Annotated in this window: 17 protein-coding genes and 1 pseudogene; 11 read left to right on the top strand and 7 right to left on the bottom strand. The window is 67.9% G+C overall.

Annotated elements, in window-relative coordinates; translation table 11 throughout:
* Nucleotides 1-9: 9 nt before the first annotated feature.
* From BJY18_RS35285 to BJY18_RS35260, 6 genes are read right to left on the bottom strand one after another with little or no spacing between them, the layout of a single operon-like run.
* Nucleotides 10-1,656: a class I adenylate-forming enzyme family protein gene (locus BJY18_RS35285; RefSeq protein WP_184784153.1), complete on the bottom strand. Its 1,647-nt coding sequence runs from the start codon at nt 1,654-1,656 to the stop codon at nt 10-12.
* Nucleotides 1,657-1,675: 19 nt separating this feature from the next.
* Entirely contained in the window at nt 1,676-2,323 is a 648-nt protein-coding gene (locus tag BJY18_RS35280; RefSeq protein ID WP_184784152.1) for an FMN-dependent NADH-azoreductase, read from the bottom strand.
* A 33-nt stretch (nt 2,324-2,356) separates the two neighbouring features.
* On the bottom strand, nt 2,357-3,613 hold the full coding sequence (locus BJY18_RS35275) for an FAD-dependent monooxygenase (protein WP_184784151.1): 1,257 nt from the start codon (nt 3,611-3,613) through the stop codon (nt 2,357-2,359).
* 53 nt (nt 3,614-3,666) lie between these two features.
* Nucleotides 3,667-4,167 carry a LeuD/DmdB family oxidoreductase small subunit gene (locus BJY18_RS35270; RefSeq protein ID WP_184784150.1) on the bottom strand — a complete coding sequence of 167 codons (501 nt, stop codon included), beginning with the start codon at nt 4,165-4,167 and terminating at the stop codon, nt 3,667-3,669.
* Nucleotides 4,164-5,411: a 3-isopropylmalate dehydratase large subunit gene (locus BJY18_RS35265; RefSeq protein ID WP_184784149.1), complete on the bottom strand. Its 1,248-nt coding sequence runs from the start codon at nt 5,409-5,411 to the stop codon at nt 4,164-4,166. Before BJY18_RS35265 ends, BJY18_RS35270 begins: the two co-directional genes overlap by 4 nt.
* Before the next feature lies 1 nt (nt 5,412).
* Complete coding sequence (locus tag BJY18_RS35260; protein ID WP_184784148.1) at nt 5,413-6,273, bottom strand: isocitrate lyase/PEP mutase family protein; 861 nt, start codon at nt 6,271-6,273, stop codon at nt 5,413-5,415.
* A gap of 148 nt (nt 6,274-6,421) precedes the next feature.
* Here BJY18_RS35260 and BJY18_RS35255 point away from each other — a divergent pair, with 148 nt between their 5' ends.
* The 11 genes and pseudogenes from BJY18_RS35255 (at nt 6,422) to BJY18_RS35200 (ending at nt 14,368) form a co-directional block, all read left to right on the top strand.
* Complete coding sequence (locus BJY18_RS35255; RefSeq protein WP_184784147.1) at nt 6,422-7,147, top strand: IclR family transcriptional regulator; 726 nt, start codon at nt 6,422-6,424, stop codon at nt 7,145-7,147.
* 195 nt (nt 7,148-7,342) lie between these two features.
* Entirely contained in the window at nt 7,343-8,053 is a 711-nt protein-coding gene (locus tag BJY18_RS35250) for an MFS transporter (RefSeq protein ID WP_184784146.1), read from the top strand.
* Nucleotides 8,054-8,070: 17 nt separating this feature from the next.
* Nucleotides 8,071-8,514: a GlcG/HbpS family heme-binding protein gene (locus BJY18_RS35245; RefSeq protein WP_184784145.1), complete on the top strand. Its 444-nt coding sequence runs from the start codon at nt 8,071-8,073 to the stop codon at nt 8,512-8,514.
* A 53-nt stretch (nt 8,515-8,567) separates the two neighbouring features.
* Nucleotides 8,568-9,014 carry a VOC family protein gene (locus BJY18_RS35240; RefSeq protein WP_184784144.1) on the top strand — a complete coding sequence of 149 codons (447 nt, stop codon included), beginning with the start codon at nt 8,568-8,570 and terminating at the stop codon, nt 9,012-9,014.
* On the top strand, nt 8,944-9,324 hold the full coding sequence (locus BJY18_RS35235) for a putative quinol monooxygenase (protein ID WP_184784143.1): 381 nt from the start codon (nt 8,944-8,946) through the stop codon (nt 9,322-9,324). Before BJY18_RS35240 ends, BJY18_RS35235 begins: the two co-directional genes overlap by 71 nt.
* Nucleotides 9,237-10,272: pseudogene (locus BJY18_RS35230) on the top strand (FAD-binding protein). Before BJY18_RS35235 ends, BJY18_RS35230 begins: the two are co-directional and overlap by 88 nt.
* A gap of 27 nt (nt 10,273-10,299) precedes the next feature.
* A complete protein-coding gene (locus BJY18_RS37290; protein ID WP_246459068.1) occupies nt 10,300-11,724 on the top strand; it encodes a beta-keto acid cleavage family enzyme in 1,425 nt (474 codons plus the stop codon).
* Nucleotides 11,721-12,368, top strand: a complete 648-nt coding sequence (locus BJY18_RS35215; RefSeq protein WP_221458140.1) for a TetR/AcrR family transcriptional regulator — start codon at nt 11,721-11,723, stop codon at nt 12,366-12,368. The genes BJY18_RS37290 and BJY18_RS35215 overlap by 4 nt, the downstream gene beginning before the upstream one ends.
* Nucleotides 12,369-12,412: 44 nt before the next feature.
* Entirely contained in the window at nt 12,413-13,606 is a 1,194-nt protein-coding gene (locus tag BJY18_RS35210) for an OsmC family protein (RefSeq protein WP_184784140.1), read from the top strand.
* Nucleotides 13,607-13,718: 112 nt separating this feature from the next.
* Entirely contained in the window at nt 13,719-13,910 is a 192-nt protein-coding gene (locus tag BJY18_RS37630; RefSeq protein ID WP_184784139.1) for an alpha/beta fold hydrolase, read from the top strand.
* 176 nt (nt 13,911-14,086) lie between these two features.
* A complete protein-coding gene (locus BJY18_RS35200; protein WP_184784138.1) occupies nt 14,087-14,368 on the top strand; it encodes a hypothetical protein in 282 nt (93 codons plus the stop codon).
* A gap of 260 nt (nt 14,369-14,628) precedes the next feature.
* Here BJY18_RS35200 and BJY18_RS35195 read toward each other — a convergent pair whose 3' ends face one another.
* The gene (locus tag BJY18_RS35195) at nt 14,629-17,175 is read right to left on the bottom strand and encodes an AfsR/SARP family transcriptional regulator (protein ID WP_184784137.1); all 2,547 of its coding nucleotides are present in this window, start codon (nt 17,173-17,175) and stop codon (nt 14,629-14,631) included.
* Nucleotides 17,176-17,253 lie beyond the last annotated feature (78 nt).

Here is a 17,253-nt window from a genome sequence, read left to right as displayed (position 1 = left end):
TCGCGAGCCTCACCGGAGCCCTCGCCGGAGAACTTTCCCAGCGGCGTTCTTCGGCAGCTCACCGACGAACTCGACGGCACGGGGACACTTGTAGGCGGCCAGCCGGTCCCGGCAGAACGCGATCAGCTCGCCGTCGGTCACGGCGGCGCCCGCCCGCAGCGACACGACGGCTCGCACCGTCTGCCCACGGTACTCATCCGGGACGCCGACCACCGCGGCCTCCCGCACCGCGGGATGCCCGAGCAGGACGTCCTCGACCTCGCGGGGCCACACCTTGTACCCCGAGGCGATGATCACGTCCGATTTCCGGTCGACCAGGTAGAACCAACCCTCGGCATCCATCAGCCCGACGTCCCCGGTGCGGATCTCGCCGCCGGTGATCCGGTCCGCAGTGTCCACCGGCTTGTTCCAGTAGCCGGGCACCACCTGGGGCCCGGATATCGCCAGCTCGCCGAGCTTGCCGGGCGGCAGGACCGTTCCGTCGTCGTCGAGAATCCGGGCCCGCGTGTTGAAGACCGGCAAGCCGATCGACAACGCGCCGGTCCCGGGATCGACCGGGGTGGCCACCCCGAGCGGCACGGCGTGCGCCGGCGACGTCGTCTCGGTCATCCCGTAGATGTTGTGGATGACGATCCCTATCCGGTCCCGGATCCGTTCGCGGAGTTCCGGCGCGATGGGCGCACCACCTGAGTAGACCGCCCGCAGAGACGCGAAGTCCTCCTTGGTCGCCCCCTCGGCGCCGGCCAGATTGGTGAACGCGGTGATGGCGCCGACGGTGAACGTCGGGCGGTGTTCCCGGATGGCATCGAGCACCACGCTGCCCTCGAAACGGTGCACCAGGACGAGCCGGCAGCCGCTGACCAACGCGGCACACACGTGCCCGACCAGACCGGTGATGTGGAACAGCGGGGCGATCCCCAGGATGACGTCGTCGCTGCCGAGGCCCATCCACTCGCGGTAGATCTGGCCGGCGAAGGCCAGACCACGGTGGGTGTTGATCGCGCCCTTCGGCACGCCGGTGGTCCCGGAGGTATAGGTGAGGACGGCAGGCGAGGCGGGATCCGTGGGAGCCGAAGCGCAAGCCTGGCCCGCGAACCGGGCGTACACGGTGCTCAGCAGCACGACATCCGGACCAGTGATCGCGGCGGCGGTGGCAGGCAGCACCCGCCGATCGTTCCTCGTCTGGTCATCCAGCGCGGAGGCGACGAACACCTGCCGTACCGCGGTGCTGCCACTACCGACCACTTCGCGGAGAACCGAGTGGTACAGGCCGTCCAGGGTGAGGACGGCCGCCGCACCCGAGTCCTGCAGCAGGTACGTGACCTCCCGCGCCTTGTTCATCGGATTGACCGGCACCGCCACCGCGCGGGCTCTCCAGGCCGCCAGCAAACCGACGACGAACGCGGGATCGTTCTGCAAGTACAGGGCAAGCCGGTCCCCTGGCCCGAAGCCCCGCGTGGACAGGGCAGCGGCGAGGGCGCATGCCCGGTCGTCGAGTTCGCGATAGGTGATCGCGCCGTCGAAGTACGCGATCGCGTCGCGATCGGGATTCTCGGCGATGTGCGCGTCGAACGCGTCCAGTACCGATCCGTACTCGGGCGTGATGTGCGACGGGAGACCGCCGGGATAGTTCCGGAGCCAGGGTGCCTCGGTCATCGCGACGCCTCGGTGCCGGTCATGTCGCGATCCGGCCGAAGTCCTTGCCGGCCTTCTCGGCCAGCTCGTGCGCGCTGGCCCGCAGCTCCGCGGCAAGATCTTGGAACCGAAGCAAATCGGGCGCCTTGTCGGCCAGCGTCAGCTCCGTGTCGATCAGCGTGACGTCCGCACCCCACACCTCGGACAGGATCCGGACGATCCAGCTCGTGGCGTGATCCCAGCCCTCCTTCGGCGCGCCAGCGCGGTAACCACCGCCGCGCGCGACGACCAGTGCGACCGGTTTGCCGGGCAGCGGGAGTGTCCGCGGTGCGAAGCGGTCGTCGGCGATGATCATGTCCACCCACGCCTTGAGGTGCTGGGACACCCCGTAGTTGTAGAGCGGGGTGGCGATCACGACCACGTCCGCAGCGATCAGCTCGTCCGCCAGTTCCCGTGCCACGGCGAGCGCGGGGAGGGTGGCCCCGGTCCACTCCTGCTCGGGGGTGTAGCGCGCCATCGCCGCAGGCGCCCAGACATCCGCCTGAATCGGGTTCGTCCCCAGGTCGCGGCGGACGATTCCGCCGTCGGACCGCTGGGCGAGATACGCGCGTTCGAGGGTGTCGGCGATTTCGCGGCTCACCGAACCCTTCGTGCGAATGCTCGTGTCGAGTCGGAGCAGAGTCACCATTGACCTCCCACGGATGGCGATGCGTCGGCGGGTTCAGGCCGCCCGGGCCGGGCCCCGGCTGGGGTCGGTTTCGGCAGGGCCGAGCACGATGTCGGCCTCTTTCCAGGCCCGGGTGACCTCGAATGGCGTGAAGCGGTCCAGCAGACGGGCGCCGAGCCGGAATCGGCGCACCCGGACGAGCACCCGGCGGATCCGGATCTGCTTCTTGTTGTCGGGCACCCAGGTGACACGCTGGACGTGGGCGAGCCGCTGGAACTCCCGGACGTAGGGCTTCAGCGTCCGTTCCCACTCGGCCAATCCGGCGTTGAGGTTCTCGGTGTGCCTGCTGAGTGCGGCGCGGAGCAGGTCGGCCCCGGCCAGTCCTGCGGACACGCCCATCCCGGCGAACAGGGTCAGGCACCAGGCCGAGTCACCGATGAGGACGACCCGCCCCTTGCGCCAGGACTTCATCTTGACCTGATCGCAGGAATCGAACAGCACCTCATCCGCGTCCGCCATGGTCGCCACCGCATCACCGAGCGTCTCGCCCAGCGGCTCGGTACCGTACACGGCCTTGACGCGCTCGACCGGGCTCTGCGTGAACTCGGCCTCGACGTCGTCGGTGCGGTACTGAAACAGCACCGTCGGGTCGGCGTCGCGGTAGGCGAACACCCACATCGAGCGATCCGGCTCGAGGAGGCTGCAGCCCTGCCCCATGGCCAGTCCGCGCGGCGCGCCCGGGTAGGTATAGCCGACGACCATGTAGTTCAGCCGCTCGACGTGGTCCTCGTGTGGTCCGAAGACCAGTGACCGCACCGTGGAGCGCACCCCGTCCGCGCCGACCACCAGTGCGAAGCGCTCGGTTTTCGAGGTGCCGTCCGCGGTGTTCAACAGGGTCACATCGACACCGTCGTCGTCCTGTTCGACAACGGTGGGCGTGGTGGAGTACCGGATCTCCACATCCTCGGGCAGTGTCGCGTACGCAGCCCGTTCCACGTCCCCGCGCAGCATCATCCACGGCGTGCCCGGCAGGTCCTGAAAGGACATCCCCACCTTCCTGCGGCGACCGCGGTCGATGTCGAGGTGCGGCAGGACCGAGGCGCGGTCGCGTAGATGAGCCAGTATCCCTAGCCGCTTCGCGGCCGACCGGCCGGAGTCGTACATCCCGATCATGTGACCGCCGGTCCGCCGCCGCGGGGCGCGCTCCACGATCACCGGGGTCCAGCCCGCCGAACGCAGTCCGACCGCGGTCGAGATGCCGGTCACTCCCAGTCCCACGACGAGGGCGCGTTTCGTCTCCTCCGTTGGCATGACGGTTCTCCCTGATCAATCGAATGGAAAGGGTCGAGCGTGCGACGCGGCGGTCACGCCGGCAGGTAGCCGTCGCGGGCAAGGCGAGGCATCAGTCCCCCCGCGTCGAGGATGTCGAGCAGCATTGCGGGCAGCGCGGGCACGTCGAACCGGGCACCGGTGGTGCGGTTCTCGACCACGCCCTCGGTGATGTCGAGCCGGGCGATCTCGCCGTCGTGGAAAGCGGTGGCCACACCCGGCACGGTCAGAGCGGGAAGGCCGTAGTTGATGCAGTTGCGGTAGAACAGCGAGTTGAACTCTTCGGCGATCAGTGCGGCGACCCCGAGTTCGGTGAACAGCTTGGACACCGGCCGGGAAGAGCCGATGCCGAAATTGTGCCCGGCCACGACAATGTCGCCGGGCCGCACCTCGTCCGTCCACCCTGGACGCAGTTGGTGGAAGACGTGCTGCGCGGCTTCGGCATAGGGCATCTTCAGCGCGAACGCAGGGTACATGGCGTCGGTATTGACCGAATCACCGACGATCCACACGCGCCCTTCAACGATCCCGCTCATGCGAGTACCTTTCGCGGGTCGGTGATCACGCCGGTCACGGCGGAAGCCGCGACCGTCGCGGGGGAGCTCATATAGATCTCGGCCTCGGTGCTACCCATCCGGCCCTTGAAGTTGCGGGTCGAGGCGGTTAGGCATACCTCGCCCGGTCCAACGACCCCCATGTGGTAACCGAAGCAGGCACCGCACGTGGAATTCGTGACCACGCCGCCCGCGTCGGCGATCTCCTGCAGATAGCCCAAGCGCATCGCGTCCCGGTACACCGCCTGCGACGCCGGGGTGACGATGAGCCGCACACCGTCGGCGACCCGCCGCCCGCGGAGTATCTCTGCGGCAATGCGCAAGTCGTCGAGCTGGCCGTTCGCGCAGGACCCGATGAAGCACTGGTCGACCCGGCGGTTCTCGATCTCGGTGATCGGCAGGCTGTTGTGGCTGACTGTCCCTGGGCGCGCGACGTACGGGACCAGCGCCGACAGGTCGATCGTTCGGACCTCGGTATAGGTGGCGTCGGGATCGGGATCCGCTGGCACCAAAGGGCGATCTGTGACCGCAGCCAGTGCCGCGCGGCACCGGTCGTCGACGCCGAAGGTACTGAAATCCGCCGAGATCTCCGCGCCCTGGGTTGCGATGGTGCGCCGATCGTTCATCGGAAGGGACCCGAGGCCGGGGCCGCCGTACTCCAGGTTGTGGTTGGTCGCGTCTCCGTAGGTGCCTGCGAGGTGCAGGAAGACATCCTTGCCGCTGACGTGCTCGGGCTTCTCCCCCACCAGCTCATAGCGGATCGTGGGGGCCACCGTGAACCAGGTTTTGCCGGTGCACATCACCGAGTAGACCTCGGCGATCCCGAGCCCGCGCGCCGCGGTGTTGTAGGCGCCGGCGGCGCAGGTGTGCGAGTCGGTGCACGCCAGGACCTGTCCGGGCAGCGCCAGTCCGTTCTCGGCGATCACCTGATGACAGATGCCGTGCCTGCCGATGTCGTAAAACCGATCCACACCGAACTTTCCGACGAACGCGCGGGCCCGTTGGCCGCACACCGCGTCCTCCGCCGATGGTGCCGGCACCGCGTGGTCGAGAACGACCGCCACCTTGTCCGGGTCGTTGATCTTCAGCGGCTCGACCCAGTTCGTGGTGAACTGCAGGTCGATCAACACCGCCATGTCGACGTCGACGGCGACGGTCTGTCCGACCTGGACTTCGTCGAGTCCGGAGGCTCTTGCCAGGATCTTGTCGATCATCGTCATGCCCATGTCAGGACTTTCCCCACTTCTCGCCGACGGCGAACCACTCCTCGAGGCCGAGGAGATCGAAGAAGCCGGTGACCTCTGAGGCGGTCACCTCGGGACGGGTGCCACCCAGCTCCGCGTAGGCGTCGACCATCGTGTTGGCCACGGCGAGCAGCGGTGTGGCCGGGTGGATCGCGATGGCGTAGCCGAGATCCTGCAGGTACTCGGCGCCGCGGATCGGTGTCCGGCCGCCCTGCACCAGGTTAATCAGCAATGGTGCGGTGACGTTCTTGGCGATTTCGGCGATTTCCTGATTCGACTGCGGCGCCTCGACGAAAACGACATCGGCGCCTGCCGCAGCATAGGTGTTCACGCGGTCGATCGCTGCCTCCAGCCCGAGCACGCCGCGAGCGTCGGTACGAGCGATGATCAGCGAATCCTCCCGCACGTCCAGTGCGGCACCAAGCTTGGCAACGAATTCCGACTCGGAAACCAGTTCCTTGTCGGGAAGATGACCACATCGTTTGGGGAAGGCCTGGTCCTCGAGCTGGATCGCAGCCACACCCGCGCGCTCGTAGGCCCGGATGGTGCGCGCCACGTTGATCGGGCCGCCGTAGCCGGTGTCCGCGTCCGCGATCAGCGGAACCTCGCCGAGCACCTCGGCGAACAGCGCCGCCCGGTCTGCCATCTCCGTCGCGGTCACCAGCCCCAGATCCGGTACGCCGAAGCCGGATGCGGCGACGCCACCGCCGGTCAGGTAACCGCAGGCGAACCCCATGCGCTTGACCAGATGGGCCGAGATGCCATCGAACACACCTGGTGCGACGACCAGCCGCCCATCTGCCAGCAGCTCGCGAAGCCGGATTCCAGGAGCGGGACGAGTCATCAAGGGTTCACCTACCGAAACTTACAGATTCAATATATAGAACTCAAAGTTAGGTGAATGCGTCGGCGGTGTCAACGCCACCGGTACGACAGCGGGCACTTTCCGAGACACCGCCCGCAGGCTTCCGCGGCGCGCTAGCCTGGAACGCATGCCTGAACCTCGCCCTACCGCAGGCGGTGACACCGCCCGGCGCGCCCTGCTCGTCCTCGAGCTCGTCAGCAGGTCGTCGCGGCCGTTGATGCTCGACGACCTCGTTCGGCAGACCGGGTTCGGCAAGAGCCTGGTCTACCGGCTGCTGCGGGTCCTGCAGGAGGAGTCATTCGTCGAGCACGCCGAGGGCGGCGGATACCGCGGTGGCAGCAGGCTCTACGCGCTCGGTGCCTCGGCGCTGCCCAACTATGACCAATACACCGCCTACGTGCCGATGCTCGAGAAGCTGGCCGAGGAGACCGAGGAGTCGGCCACCCTGCACCGCCGCGTCGGCGACCGGGCCGTGTTGATCACCGGCGCGGAGAGCACCGCCCATCCGCTCCGGCGCGTGTGGACTGCGGGCGAACTGACCTTCCTCAGCCGCGGCAGTTCGGGCATGGCCATCCTCGCCAGCCTGTCCGACGAGGAGATCGACAAAATCGCCGCACAGGAGGGCTCCGAGGGCGAGTTGCGGCTGCGACGGGATACCCGGCGCATCGTCAAGCAGGGCTACGCGATCTCCTCAGGTGTCAACCACCCTGGCGTCAACGGGATTTCGGTCGCCTTGGCAGGCACCGAGATGTCGGTGTCGGTGTCCGGCCCGGAGAGTCGGTGGACACGGCAGCGGATGATCGAGTTCGCGCCACGGCTGATCGAGCTCACGCAGCCGCCGCCCACCGTCTAGGTCTCAGAATGAGCACCCTACGGTTCTGAATAGTGAAACATTCTTTCTTCCTGCTGTTCCCCTTGCGCACGATCTCGGCTAGCGTTGGTCCTGCACTTCGGTCGTCGGAAAGACAAGACCGTGCAGACGGGCGACTGAAGTAGTCCTGCCGCGGCGGCTCTAGACCCTCCTCAGCGTTGAAGGAAGGACCCGGCCGTGTCCGAATGCACGATCGACGTAGCGAAAGGGATCGACCAGGCTCGCTTTCCCGACCTCCAGAGCCGTGTCCTCGTCGTCTGCACGATCATCACGATCATTGACGGGCACGACACCCAGATGATCGGCTTCGCCGTTCCCGCCATGGCCGGGGACTGGGGTGTCTCACCCCAAAGCTTCACCGCAGCGGCGACCGTCGGGCTCATCGGCCTGACCGTCGGCGGCATCATCGCCAGCGCGATCGGCAAACGGTTCGGCCGCCGGCGCATCCTGCTGGCAAGCATCGCGGTCTTTTCGGTGGGCACTCTGGCCACCGCATTGGCCACAACTCCCGTGGAACTCGTGGTGCTGAGGCTCCTGACGACGCTGGGCATGGGTGGCCTACTGCCGAATCTCGTCGCGGTGATCCCCGAGTACTGCCCCGCTCGTCGCCGGCTGATGAGCGTCACCATCGACCTCGCCGGGCTTGGGCTTGGTGGGGTGCTGGTCGGATTCGTTGCGGTGTGGGTCCTTCCGGCGGCAGGCTGGCAGGGCATGTTCGTGGCGGGTGGAGCCGCCGGTCTCTGCTGCGGAGCACTGGCCATGGTGGCAGTTCCGGACTCGATCCGGTTCTTCACGGTCATCGGCAGGTACGACACGGTTCGCGAACTGCTCGCCCGCATCACCGGCTCCGCGGCAGCCGGTAACACCGACATCGCGCGAACTTCTTGAGGAGAGAGCGAAAAACCATGGAACACACGTACAACCGCCCATCGGTCACTCTCGGACTGGCACAGGAAATCTTGCGGTACGCGGTCGTGAAGGCCGTCGAGGACGGGGGCGCGTTCGCCGTCTCCGTGGTGGACGAATCCGGAGTGCAGAAGGCGTTCGCCCGCATGGACGGCGCGCCGGTGCAGTCGGTACAGATCGCCCACGACAAGGCATACACCGCCGCCGGCTTCGGGATGGCCACGGACGGCTGGTTCGACTTCATCAAGGAGGATGAGCCGCTGCGCCTCGGAGCGCCGACCGGCATCGACCGCCTCGCCGTGTTCGGCGGCGGCTACCCGATCACGATCGACGGAGCGGTCGTCGGCGGCATCGGCGTGAGCGGCGGGCACTACCGGCAGGACATGGCCGTGGCCGAGGCCGGCCTGCACGCGCTCGATCCCGCGTCCGCGGAGTCACAGTGACACGGAAACCCGCATTTTCTACCCGTCATGACGCACACCGAGGAGGAGTAACCATGCCTGCCACGCTCAACCACACCATCGTCTTCACCAACGACAAGGTCTCCGCAGCTGGTTTCCTGTCCGAACTGCTCGGCATCGAGACCACCGCGTGGGGCCCGTTCGTCAAGGTCCACGTCGGCGAGACCGACCTCGAGTTCATGAACGTCAAAGATGCCGAGTGGAACGACCACGTCGCCCCGCAGCACCTGTGCTTTCTGATCACCGAAGAGGAAATGGACCGGGTTCTCGAAAGGCTGGAGGCACACTCCGTGGAGCCGTACACGAGTCCGCTCTACAACGAGCGTGGTGTGAACCACTTCTACGGCGGCCGGGGCTGCTACATCCGTGACATCGTGGACGGGCACATGCTCGAGTTCATCACCGCCGCCTATGACGATACGCCGGCGGACGTCGAGGACGCCAAGTGGCGCAAGGCAGCCGTGGCGAAAGACCACCGCTGATGTTCTCCGTCTTCGTTTCATCACTGTCAAACCCGACCAGGTCGGCACTTTCCGCCGTGCGATCCGGACACAGGCACGCGCGTCGGTCCGTGAGGAATCCGGCTGCTTGCATCTCGACGTCCACCAGCAGACCGACGATCCCACGAAATTCGTCCTCTACGAGGTCTACACCGACGAGGAAGCTTTCCGCGGCGCCCACCATGAAACACCACACTACGACACATGGCGTGCTGCTGCAGTCGACCTCGTGGCCGCGGGCGGGCATACGAACATCTACTGCACGCCCGCGTTTCCCGAAGACATCACCTGAGTTCCGGAAATCCGCCGGGAGGAGCGTTGTGCGATGCCACGGGGACCGGGAACCGAAATGCCGACGTCATCGTCGTCGGGTTCGGTCCCGCCGGTATCGCGGCCGCCATCACCGCCCAAAACGCGGGCGCAGACGTGCTTGTTCTCGAGAAGATGCCGGAACCGCTCGCCGGTGGGAACTCCTGTGTCTCCGGTCAGGTGTGGTCGTACCCCGTCGACGTGGAGCTCGCCGAAAAGCACCTGCGTGAGCGGGGCCAGGAGTACCCAGTGCCCGAGGACGTCGTGCGGGCGTGGGCCGCGGAGACGGTCCAGAACGACGACTGGATCCGCGCCCGCGCCGCAGGGGTGCTCGGCCGGATACCGCGCGACGAGGGGGTTCCGTTCACCGGCCCGCACGCCGAAATCGTACGGATCCCCTACGGTGCGGACGCCCGTCAGGCGCGTTGCGGTCGCGCGGCATCCGCGTGCTTTACGGCACGCGCGCCACCGACTCGTCACCGGTCCCGGCGGCGGGGTCGACGGTCTGCGTGCGAACGGCCCCGACGGACCACAGACGCTGTGGGCGAACCGGGCCGTGGTCCTGGCCTCGGGCGGTTTCACCAACGACTCCGAGATGGCCCGCAACTATCTGCGACTGCCGTGGGGCAGCCCGGGCAACACCGGCGACGGCATACGCATCGGCCAGAAGGTCTGCGACGACCTCGCGCACCCTGACAACTACATGACCATGCCCGGGATCCGCATACCGCCCTGCGAGACCGGTGAATACGCGCAGCCACAGGACTCGCGGTTCATCTACGTCGGAGCGGACGGACGGCGCTTCTGCGACGATTCGGTCGAGAGCCGGCACGGCAAGACTGCCCAGCGCGGCAGCTTCGACTTCTTTCCGGGCTTTCCGATGTGGACGATCTTCGACGAGGACGGCCGCGCAGCGGGTCCGCTCGTCTGACCGTGCGAAGTGTACCCGGCATCCTGGATGAGGCAGATCGAGCGTTACCGCTGGAGCGACGACAACCAGGCCGAGATCGCCCGCGGCTGGATCGAGAAGGCGGACACGGTCGGCGAGCTGGCGACCGAACTGGGAGTCGATCCGGCGGGTCTCGAGGTGGGGCTCGCACGGTACAGCGAGTTCGTCGCGCACGACGCGGACCCTGTGTTCGGCCGGCCAGCAATGCATCTGCGGCCGATCGCCCGTGCTCCGTTCTACGGCTTGCGGTGGCCGGGTTTGCTGATCACGACGTTGGGAGGGCTTCGCAAGGACGGCGACGGCCGCGTGCTCGATCCCGAGGGCCGGCCCATCCCGCACGGCTCTTCGCGGCCGGCGACGTCGCGTCGAGTTATCCCTGGGTCATCCACGGCGGAGTGGGACTGGCCGACGCGATGGGCTTCGGCCGTCGGGCAGGCGGCTAGGCCGCGGCATTGCCCGAGCCCGACCGGCCGGCCCTCGGCACGGTGCAGCCGTTCGCCGCAGCACCCTCGAGCCGCGAGCGGCTCGACCACCACTGTCGTCACCTGGTTGACCAACGGACTGTACGTACGTACAGTTGGAGCCGTCCGCAGTGAAGCCGGTCGTTTTGGAGTCCGCATGAGTGTCGTGCTCACAGTCGCGCCCACCGGGCCAGTCGCCTCGAAGACCGACAATCCAGACCTTCCGACTCAGCCGGAAGAAATCGCAACGGCGGTGCAGCAAGCTTATGAGGCGGGAGCAGCGGTCGCGCACATCCATCTTCGCGACGAGTCCGACCGGCCGACGGCGAACCTGTCCATCGCACGGCGGACCCTGGATCTCATCGCCGAACGCTGCCCAATACTGGTCCAGCTCTCGACCGGCGTCGGGCTCGATGTGCCGTTCGAGGATCGAGCCGCTCTCGTCGAACTGCGCCCGCGTATGGCCACGTTAAACCCCTGCACCATGAGCTTCGGAACAGCGGAGTTCCGCAATCCGTACCGGCAAGTTCGTGAGCTCGCCCGACGCATGCTCGATCTCGGTGTCAAGCCTGAGCTGGAAATCTACGACACCGGCCACTTGGATGCCTGCCTGCGGCTTCGCGACGAAGGGCTGCTCGGCGACGGGCCTCTGCAGTTTTCCCTGGTGCTCGGCGTCGCCGGAGGCATGGCCGCGACTCCGGACAACCTGGTCACCATGGTGCGCCGACTGCCGGAGGGTTCCCGCTGGCAGGTGATCGCGATCGGGCGTGCGAACCTCACGCTCACCGCCATGGGACTCGCACTCGGCGGCAACGCCCGCGCCGGTCTCGAGGACTGCCTCTACCTACGCAAGGGTGAACTGAGTCCAGGCAATCTTCCCCTGGTCGAACGCGCCGTGCGCCTTGTTCGCGACCTGGACTCCACCGTGGCGAACGTGGAGGAAGCCGAGAGTCTGCTCGCACTCCCGCGGTGACCGACAGCACCAACCCGGTCCGGGGCACACGGAAGCCGAACCGAGGCCGCGCCGGCCAGATCCTGCGGGCTGCGGAGAAGATCTTCGCCCAGAAGGGGTTCGACGGCGCGACGATGCGTGAGGTGGCTGACGCCGCCGGCGTGGGTCTCTCCTTGGTCGTCTACCACTTCACCACCAAGGACGGGCTGTACCGGTCGATCTTCGAGGCTCGTCAGTACGTCAACGACGAACGCCTCACCCGGTTGGAGACGATCACAGACACCGCCGCGCCGGACGCGCTCGACCGGTTGATCGCCGCATTCGTCGACCCGGTCCTGGCCATGCACACCGAGCCCGAGAACGTCTCGTTCGCCCGTCTCGTCCTGCGCGAGGCAGCCGATCCCTCCAGCCAGCAACGGTCGGTCATCAAAGATCTCTTCGACCCGATGGCCCGCGCGTTCATCACGAAATTGGATGCGGTACTGCCCGGCCGCCCCGCCGGTTTCCATGAATGGGCTTATCTGTTCTCAGTCGGAGCACTGACCCTCAGCGCCTTCGACGATCGGATCGACAACCTCTCCGATCACGACATCTCTGGACGCAAACACGAATTCCTGCGCCGCTACATCACGGCCGCTCTGCGGCACCAGCCCGCAGGCAGTTGACCCCGCCCCGGCGCCGAGCGCGCTTCGCCGGAAAGGACACCACCATGCACGACGCGACAACGACACCGCTACCGCAGACCGGCGACCCCGACCTCGCCGACTCCCCGTACCCGCTGGCCTTCGTTGCTGCCGCCGGCCGGACCGGCATCGCAGACGAGACGGAGCGGGCAGAACACACATTCCGCTGTGAGGTGATGGGAATTCACCGCTTCCAGAAGGAGGGGCTGGTCGAGGACACCACGACGGGGCGGTCCTGGCGGCTGCCCGCAGACGAAGGTAAGTACCTCAAGGGGACCGGTCGCGCTCCCGCACCGCTGATGCACTGGGCCGCCGGACTGCACGGCGACGTGACCACGCGAATCGCCCGCCTCGCGGACGCCAGCGGGATCACCATCACCGACCTCCACGTCACGGTCTCACAGGGCTTCGCCTCCCAGGGTTCCTTCGCCCGCGGCGAGGCCGTCGGCCTCGTGTTCGACCTCGGCTGGGACGTCCGAGTCATCTCAGGCGCGGCGAAACAGCAGATCGAGGAGATCGTGACGGCCGCACTGTCATCGTCGCCCGCGCACGCCGCGCTGACCCGCAGCCGCGAGGGGACATTCGCGCTCACCACCAATGGAAAGGCCACACGGGTTATCGGTGTTCCCGCATCCACTTCCCCGCCGGAGGCCGACCCCTTCCGGGCGCATTCCCACCGCCCCGCGCCGGCGGACACGGAGGCTGTTCCGGACGGAGTACTCACCATCCTTCCGGGGAGCACTGAGCGGTCCGTGATGCTGACCGACAACCACAGCGGCACGGTACAGTGGCACGTGGCGGCCACCGGTGACTACGACTTTTCCTCCGGGCTCGTCACCACGGCCGTCGGATTCCCCGAAGCACCCGCCGATCGGTGGCAAGTGCAGACCGACGCGAGTAACCGGCTCGCCCCCAGCCCGCTGTCCTACTTCGCGATCGGCACAGCGTTTTGCTACCACACCCAGCTTTGCCGGTATGTTGATGTGCGCCGGATGCCGATCAGCTCTCCACGCCTGGTGCAGACCAGTACCTTCGTCAGTGCCGCCACCGCGGCCGACGCCCTCCCCTTCGACACCCACCTGTTCCTCCGCGGCAAGATCGACGATGAGCGGACACGATCGTTGCTCGTCGCGGCCGCCAACACCTGCTACGCGCACCGCGCCCTCAGCGTCGAAGTCGAATCGACCCAGACGGTCTCGGTGAGCCCGGGCCGACCGTGATGGAGAGTGCGCGCATCACGACCGATGCTGGCACCTTCGACGCGATTGCGGCCGGACTCGAAGGTGGGCCAGGTGTTCCGCGCTACTGCGCGGTTTTCCGGAGGCAGGCCGGGTGTGGGAAGAGCAAGTTTGCGCGCTCGGCACCGCCGGCATCCGGGTGGTAGCGCCCGACCAGCGCGGCTACTCCCCCGGCGTGCGACCCGAGAAGGCGTCGGAGTACGGCGTCGAACAGATCTCCGACGACGCACTCACGATGGCGAAGGCCTTGGCGTGGCGGAATCTACATCTCGCGAGTAACGACTGAGGCGCCGCGGTTGCCTCGGTGGGCCGCCGAACGCGCGCCGGATCGGGCGCAAACGATCATGGCCCTGTTCACGCCCATCCCGCCGCGCTCGGTAATGACCTCCGCACCGATGCGACCAGCGCCTCCGTTCTCGGTACATCACCGGTTGGCGGCAGACCGGGCTCACCGAGCGGCGGATGCTGGAAGCCGGCGCGGCCGTGCTGCGCCGGCTCTCCGAGTCGAAGGTGCCGTGCGTCGAGCCAGATCGACAAGCACGTGCCCTGCTCTCCGAGCCGGGCGCGCTCACCGCCGCGCTCAACCGGTACCGCGTGAGCCGCCGGAACCTCCGGATCGGCGAGACCACCGTGCCGACGCTGTACGTCTGGAGCACCGATGACGTCTTCTTCGGCTCCACAGCGACGCTCGGCACGGAGAACCAGGTGATCGGGCCGTACTGGTTCGAACAGCCCACAGCGTAAAATAGTCATGAGAAGACTGTCCGGAAACTTCGGGGCGCATCATCCCCCGATGGCGGTCTGCAGACAGAGATTGCTTTCGCGACCTCGAATACGTGATCGTTGATACGCTCACAGCGCTCCAACAGAGGGCGCTCGTGGACGCGGTCGCTGGTCTCCTCCGACGCCGTACGCGGCGAGTCCAGCTGTTCGGCGTGATCGGGTCGAAGACAGGTCACTCACCCTGGCCATGTGGGCGTGTGCTACCGCCCATATCACCTCCGTCAGGGGAGCCCGAACCCATGGGGCAGCCCGGCCAGCGCATCAGCGGCCGCACGTCGACCCCATTCGTCGCCGAGGGCGTGCCAGTGTCCGAATGCTTGAACCAGCCACTCTCGGGCGTCGCCGGGCCGTCCCGCCGTCGAGCACGCCTGGCCGAGCTCGGTCAACGCGTGTCCCAGGAGATGGCCAGCGCCGGTGGCCTCCGCGAGCCGGACGCCGCGGCGTCCGCAGTCGATCGCGTCATCGTGGTTACCGAGTCCGGACAGCACCGCGCACAAGTTGATCGCCACCACGGCCTCGAGGTGCGGATTCCCCTGGTCCTGTGCCGCCTGCCAGGCATCGCGCAACAGGGGCACCGCATCGAGCTGCCGCCCGAGCATCGAGTATGCCACCGCCAGGTTCGCCGGCACCGCCGGATTCACCGCCCCGTCCTGCCCTGACAGGATCTCGATCGCCGCGCGGTGCTCGGCTGCCGCCTTCTCCGGCTTGCCCAGGAAGTGCCAGGCCACCCCGGCGTCGTTGCGTAATCGGCCCAGTGCCGACGAGTCCGCCCGCCGTTCGGCGGCTTCTCGGCCGAGGCGGACGGTCTCCAGCCACTCCGACCACCGGCTGGTGCAGTAATACAGCGATCCGAATGCCGTCGCCAACCGGGTCGCGATTGCGTCGTGGCCGTGCTCGACGGCCAATCTGAGCATGGCCTCCAGGCAGCCCATCCGCCGGGTGGCCCATGCGACGCCGTCCTGATGGTCGCTGATCGCGGGCAGCCCATCCGCGACAGGCGGCTCGGCACAGTCGTCACCGAGCCCCGGGGTGAGCACAGTGCGGACGGTACGGGCCGCGTCCAGGTACCAGGCGAACATGCGTGCACGCGCGGCATCGGCTTCGGCCGTCGATCGGCCAACGCGTTCCGCAGCATAGATCCGCATGAGATCGTGACAACGGTAGCTATCGTTCGCCGCCCGTCCGAGCAGGTGCCTGCGCTCGAGCACACCGAGCAGCCGATCCGCGTCCGCTCCCACCGTGGCGGCGGCCGCGCCGGGGTCGATCTCCCCACCCGGGTGCACGCCGAGCGCGCGGAAGGCCGCGGCGGCCGCAGGCTCCAATGCGGCGTACGACCAGGAGAACACCGCCCGCACGTCCGAGACCTCGTCATCCGGCACTGCCAAGGCGTCCAGTCGGCGCCGCTCGTCACGCAGCTCGGCGACGAGCGCGTCCAGGCCTTGCTCGGCGAAGTCCCTGATGCGCTCGGCGACGACGCGCAGAGCAAGCGGCAGATTTCCGCACAGTGCCGCCAACTCGGTGGCCGCGCGGTCGTCCGTACCGGGCAGCCACCGCAGCAGCGCGACGGCGTCCGCCGCCGGCAGCGGGCCGAGGTGTACCCGCGTCGCACCGTCGCGAGCCACTAGGCCCGGCATCCTGTCGCGGCTGGTCACGATGACCAGGCAACGCGGGTCGCCGGGCAGCAGAGCGCGTACCTGCGCCGCGTCCACTGCATTGTCCAGCACGACCAGGAGCCGCTTACCCGCAGCCATGGTCCGGAACAACCCCGACCCGGCCTCGGCATCCCCGCCGAAATCGGCGGGCCCGCCGAGCCCGGTGACGAGCCGGGCCAACGCATCCTCGACGCCCACGCCGCGTCGGCCGGCGGCGTAGCCTTGAAGATCCACGAACAGCTGGCCGTCCGGGAAGGACTGCGCGAGACGGCGAGCAAGGCGAATCGCCAGCGCCGTCTTGCCCGCCCCGCCGATCCCGTCGATCGTGACGAGCGTCGCGCCACCTTCCCCGACCGCGTACAACAGATACTCGAGTTCATGCCGCCGGCCACTGAACCCGGGCACTTCGCGGGGCAGCTGGGCAGGTACCGCGCTGGGGCGGCCGCTCGGCCCCGGGTCGTCGTCTGCCAGCACGTCCCGATGCAGCTCCTGCAAGACGGGGCCGGGCTCGATGCCGAGCTCGGTCACCAAGGTCTGCCGCGCGTGCCGGTACGCCTCCAGCGCCTCGCCCCGCCGACCGCTCCGCCCGAGCGCGAGCACCAGCAGCTCGTGCAGCCGTTCGCGCAAAGGATGCTCGGCGGCCAGCACTGACAGCCGGCCCACTACCTCCTCCGCGGCCCCCGTCGCCACCAGCGCTTCCGCGCGAAGCTCCTCGGCGTCCAGTCGGGCGAGGTCCAGGCGGGTACGCTCCGTCTCCGCGAACGGACCACTCGCCCCGCCCAGCGCGGGCCCCTGCCAGAGCGCCAGCGCAGCCTCGGCCTCCCGAAGCGCTCCCAGCCCGTCACCTGTGTCCCGGCGCCGGCGCGCGCTACGCAAAGTCTCCTCGAACTCCGCGACGTCCAGTGTCCGGCCGGGAAGCACGAGCGTGTAACCAGCGCGGGTACGGACCAGCGGACCTGGCCGCTGCTGCGATCCCCCGTCCGGCTCCAGCGCCTTTCGCAGACTGGAGATGTAGGTGTACACCGCGCCCTCGGCCGACTTGGGCGGGTCCTGGCCCCACAGTGCCGCGACAATTTCCGGCAGCGGCACCGCCGCGTTGGCACGGGCAGCCAGCACGGCGAGGACCGTCCGCGGGCCCGCACCCCTGAGGTGCGCGACAGTTCCCCCAACGAGCACCTGAACGTCACCCAGCAA

The organism is Amycolatopsis jiangsuensis (assembly GCF_014204865.1).
Taxonomy (GTDB): Bacteria; Actinomycetota; Actinomycetes; order Mycobacteriales; family Pseudonocardiaceae; genus Amycolatopsis; species Amycolatopsis jiangsuensis.
Note: the sequence above shows the minus strand (reverse complement) of the source record. Positions and strands in the feature narration are given on the sequence as shown.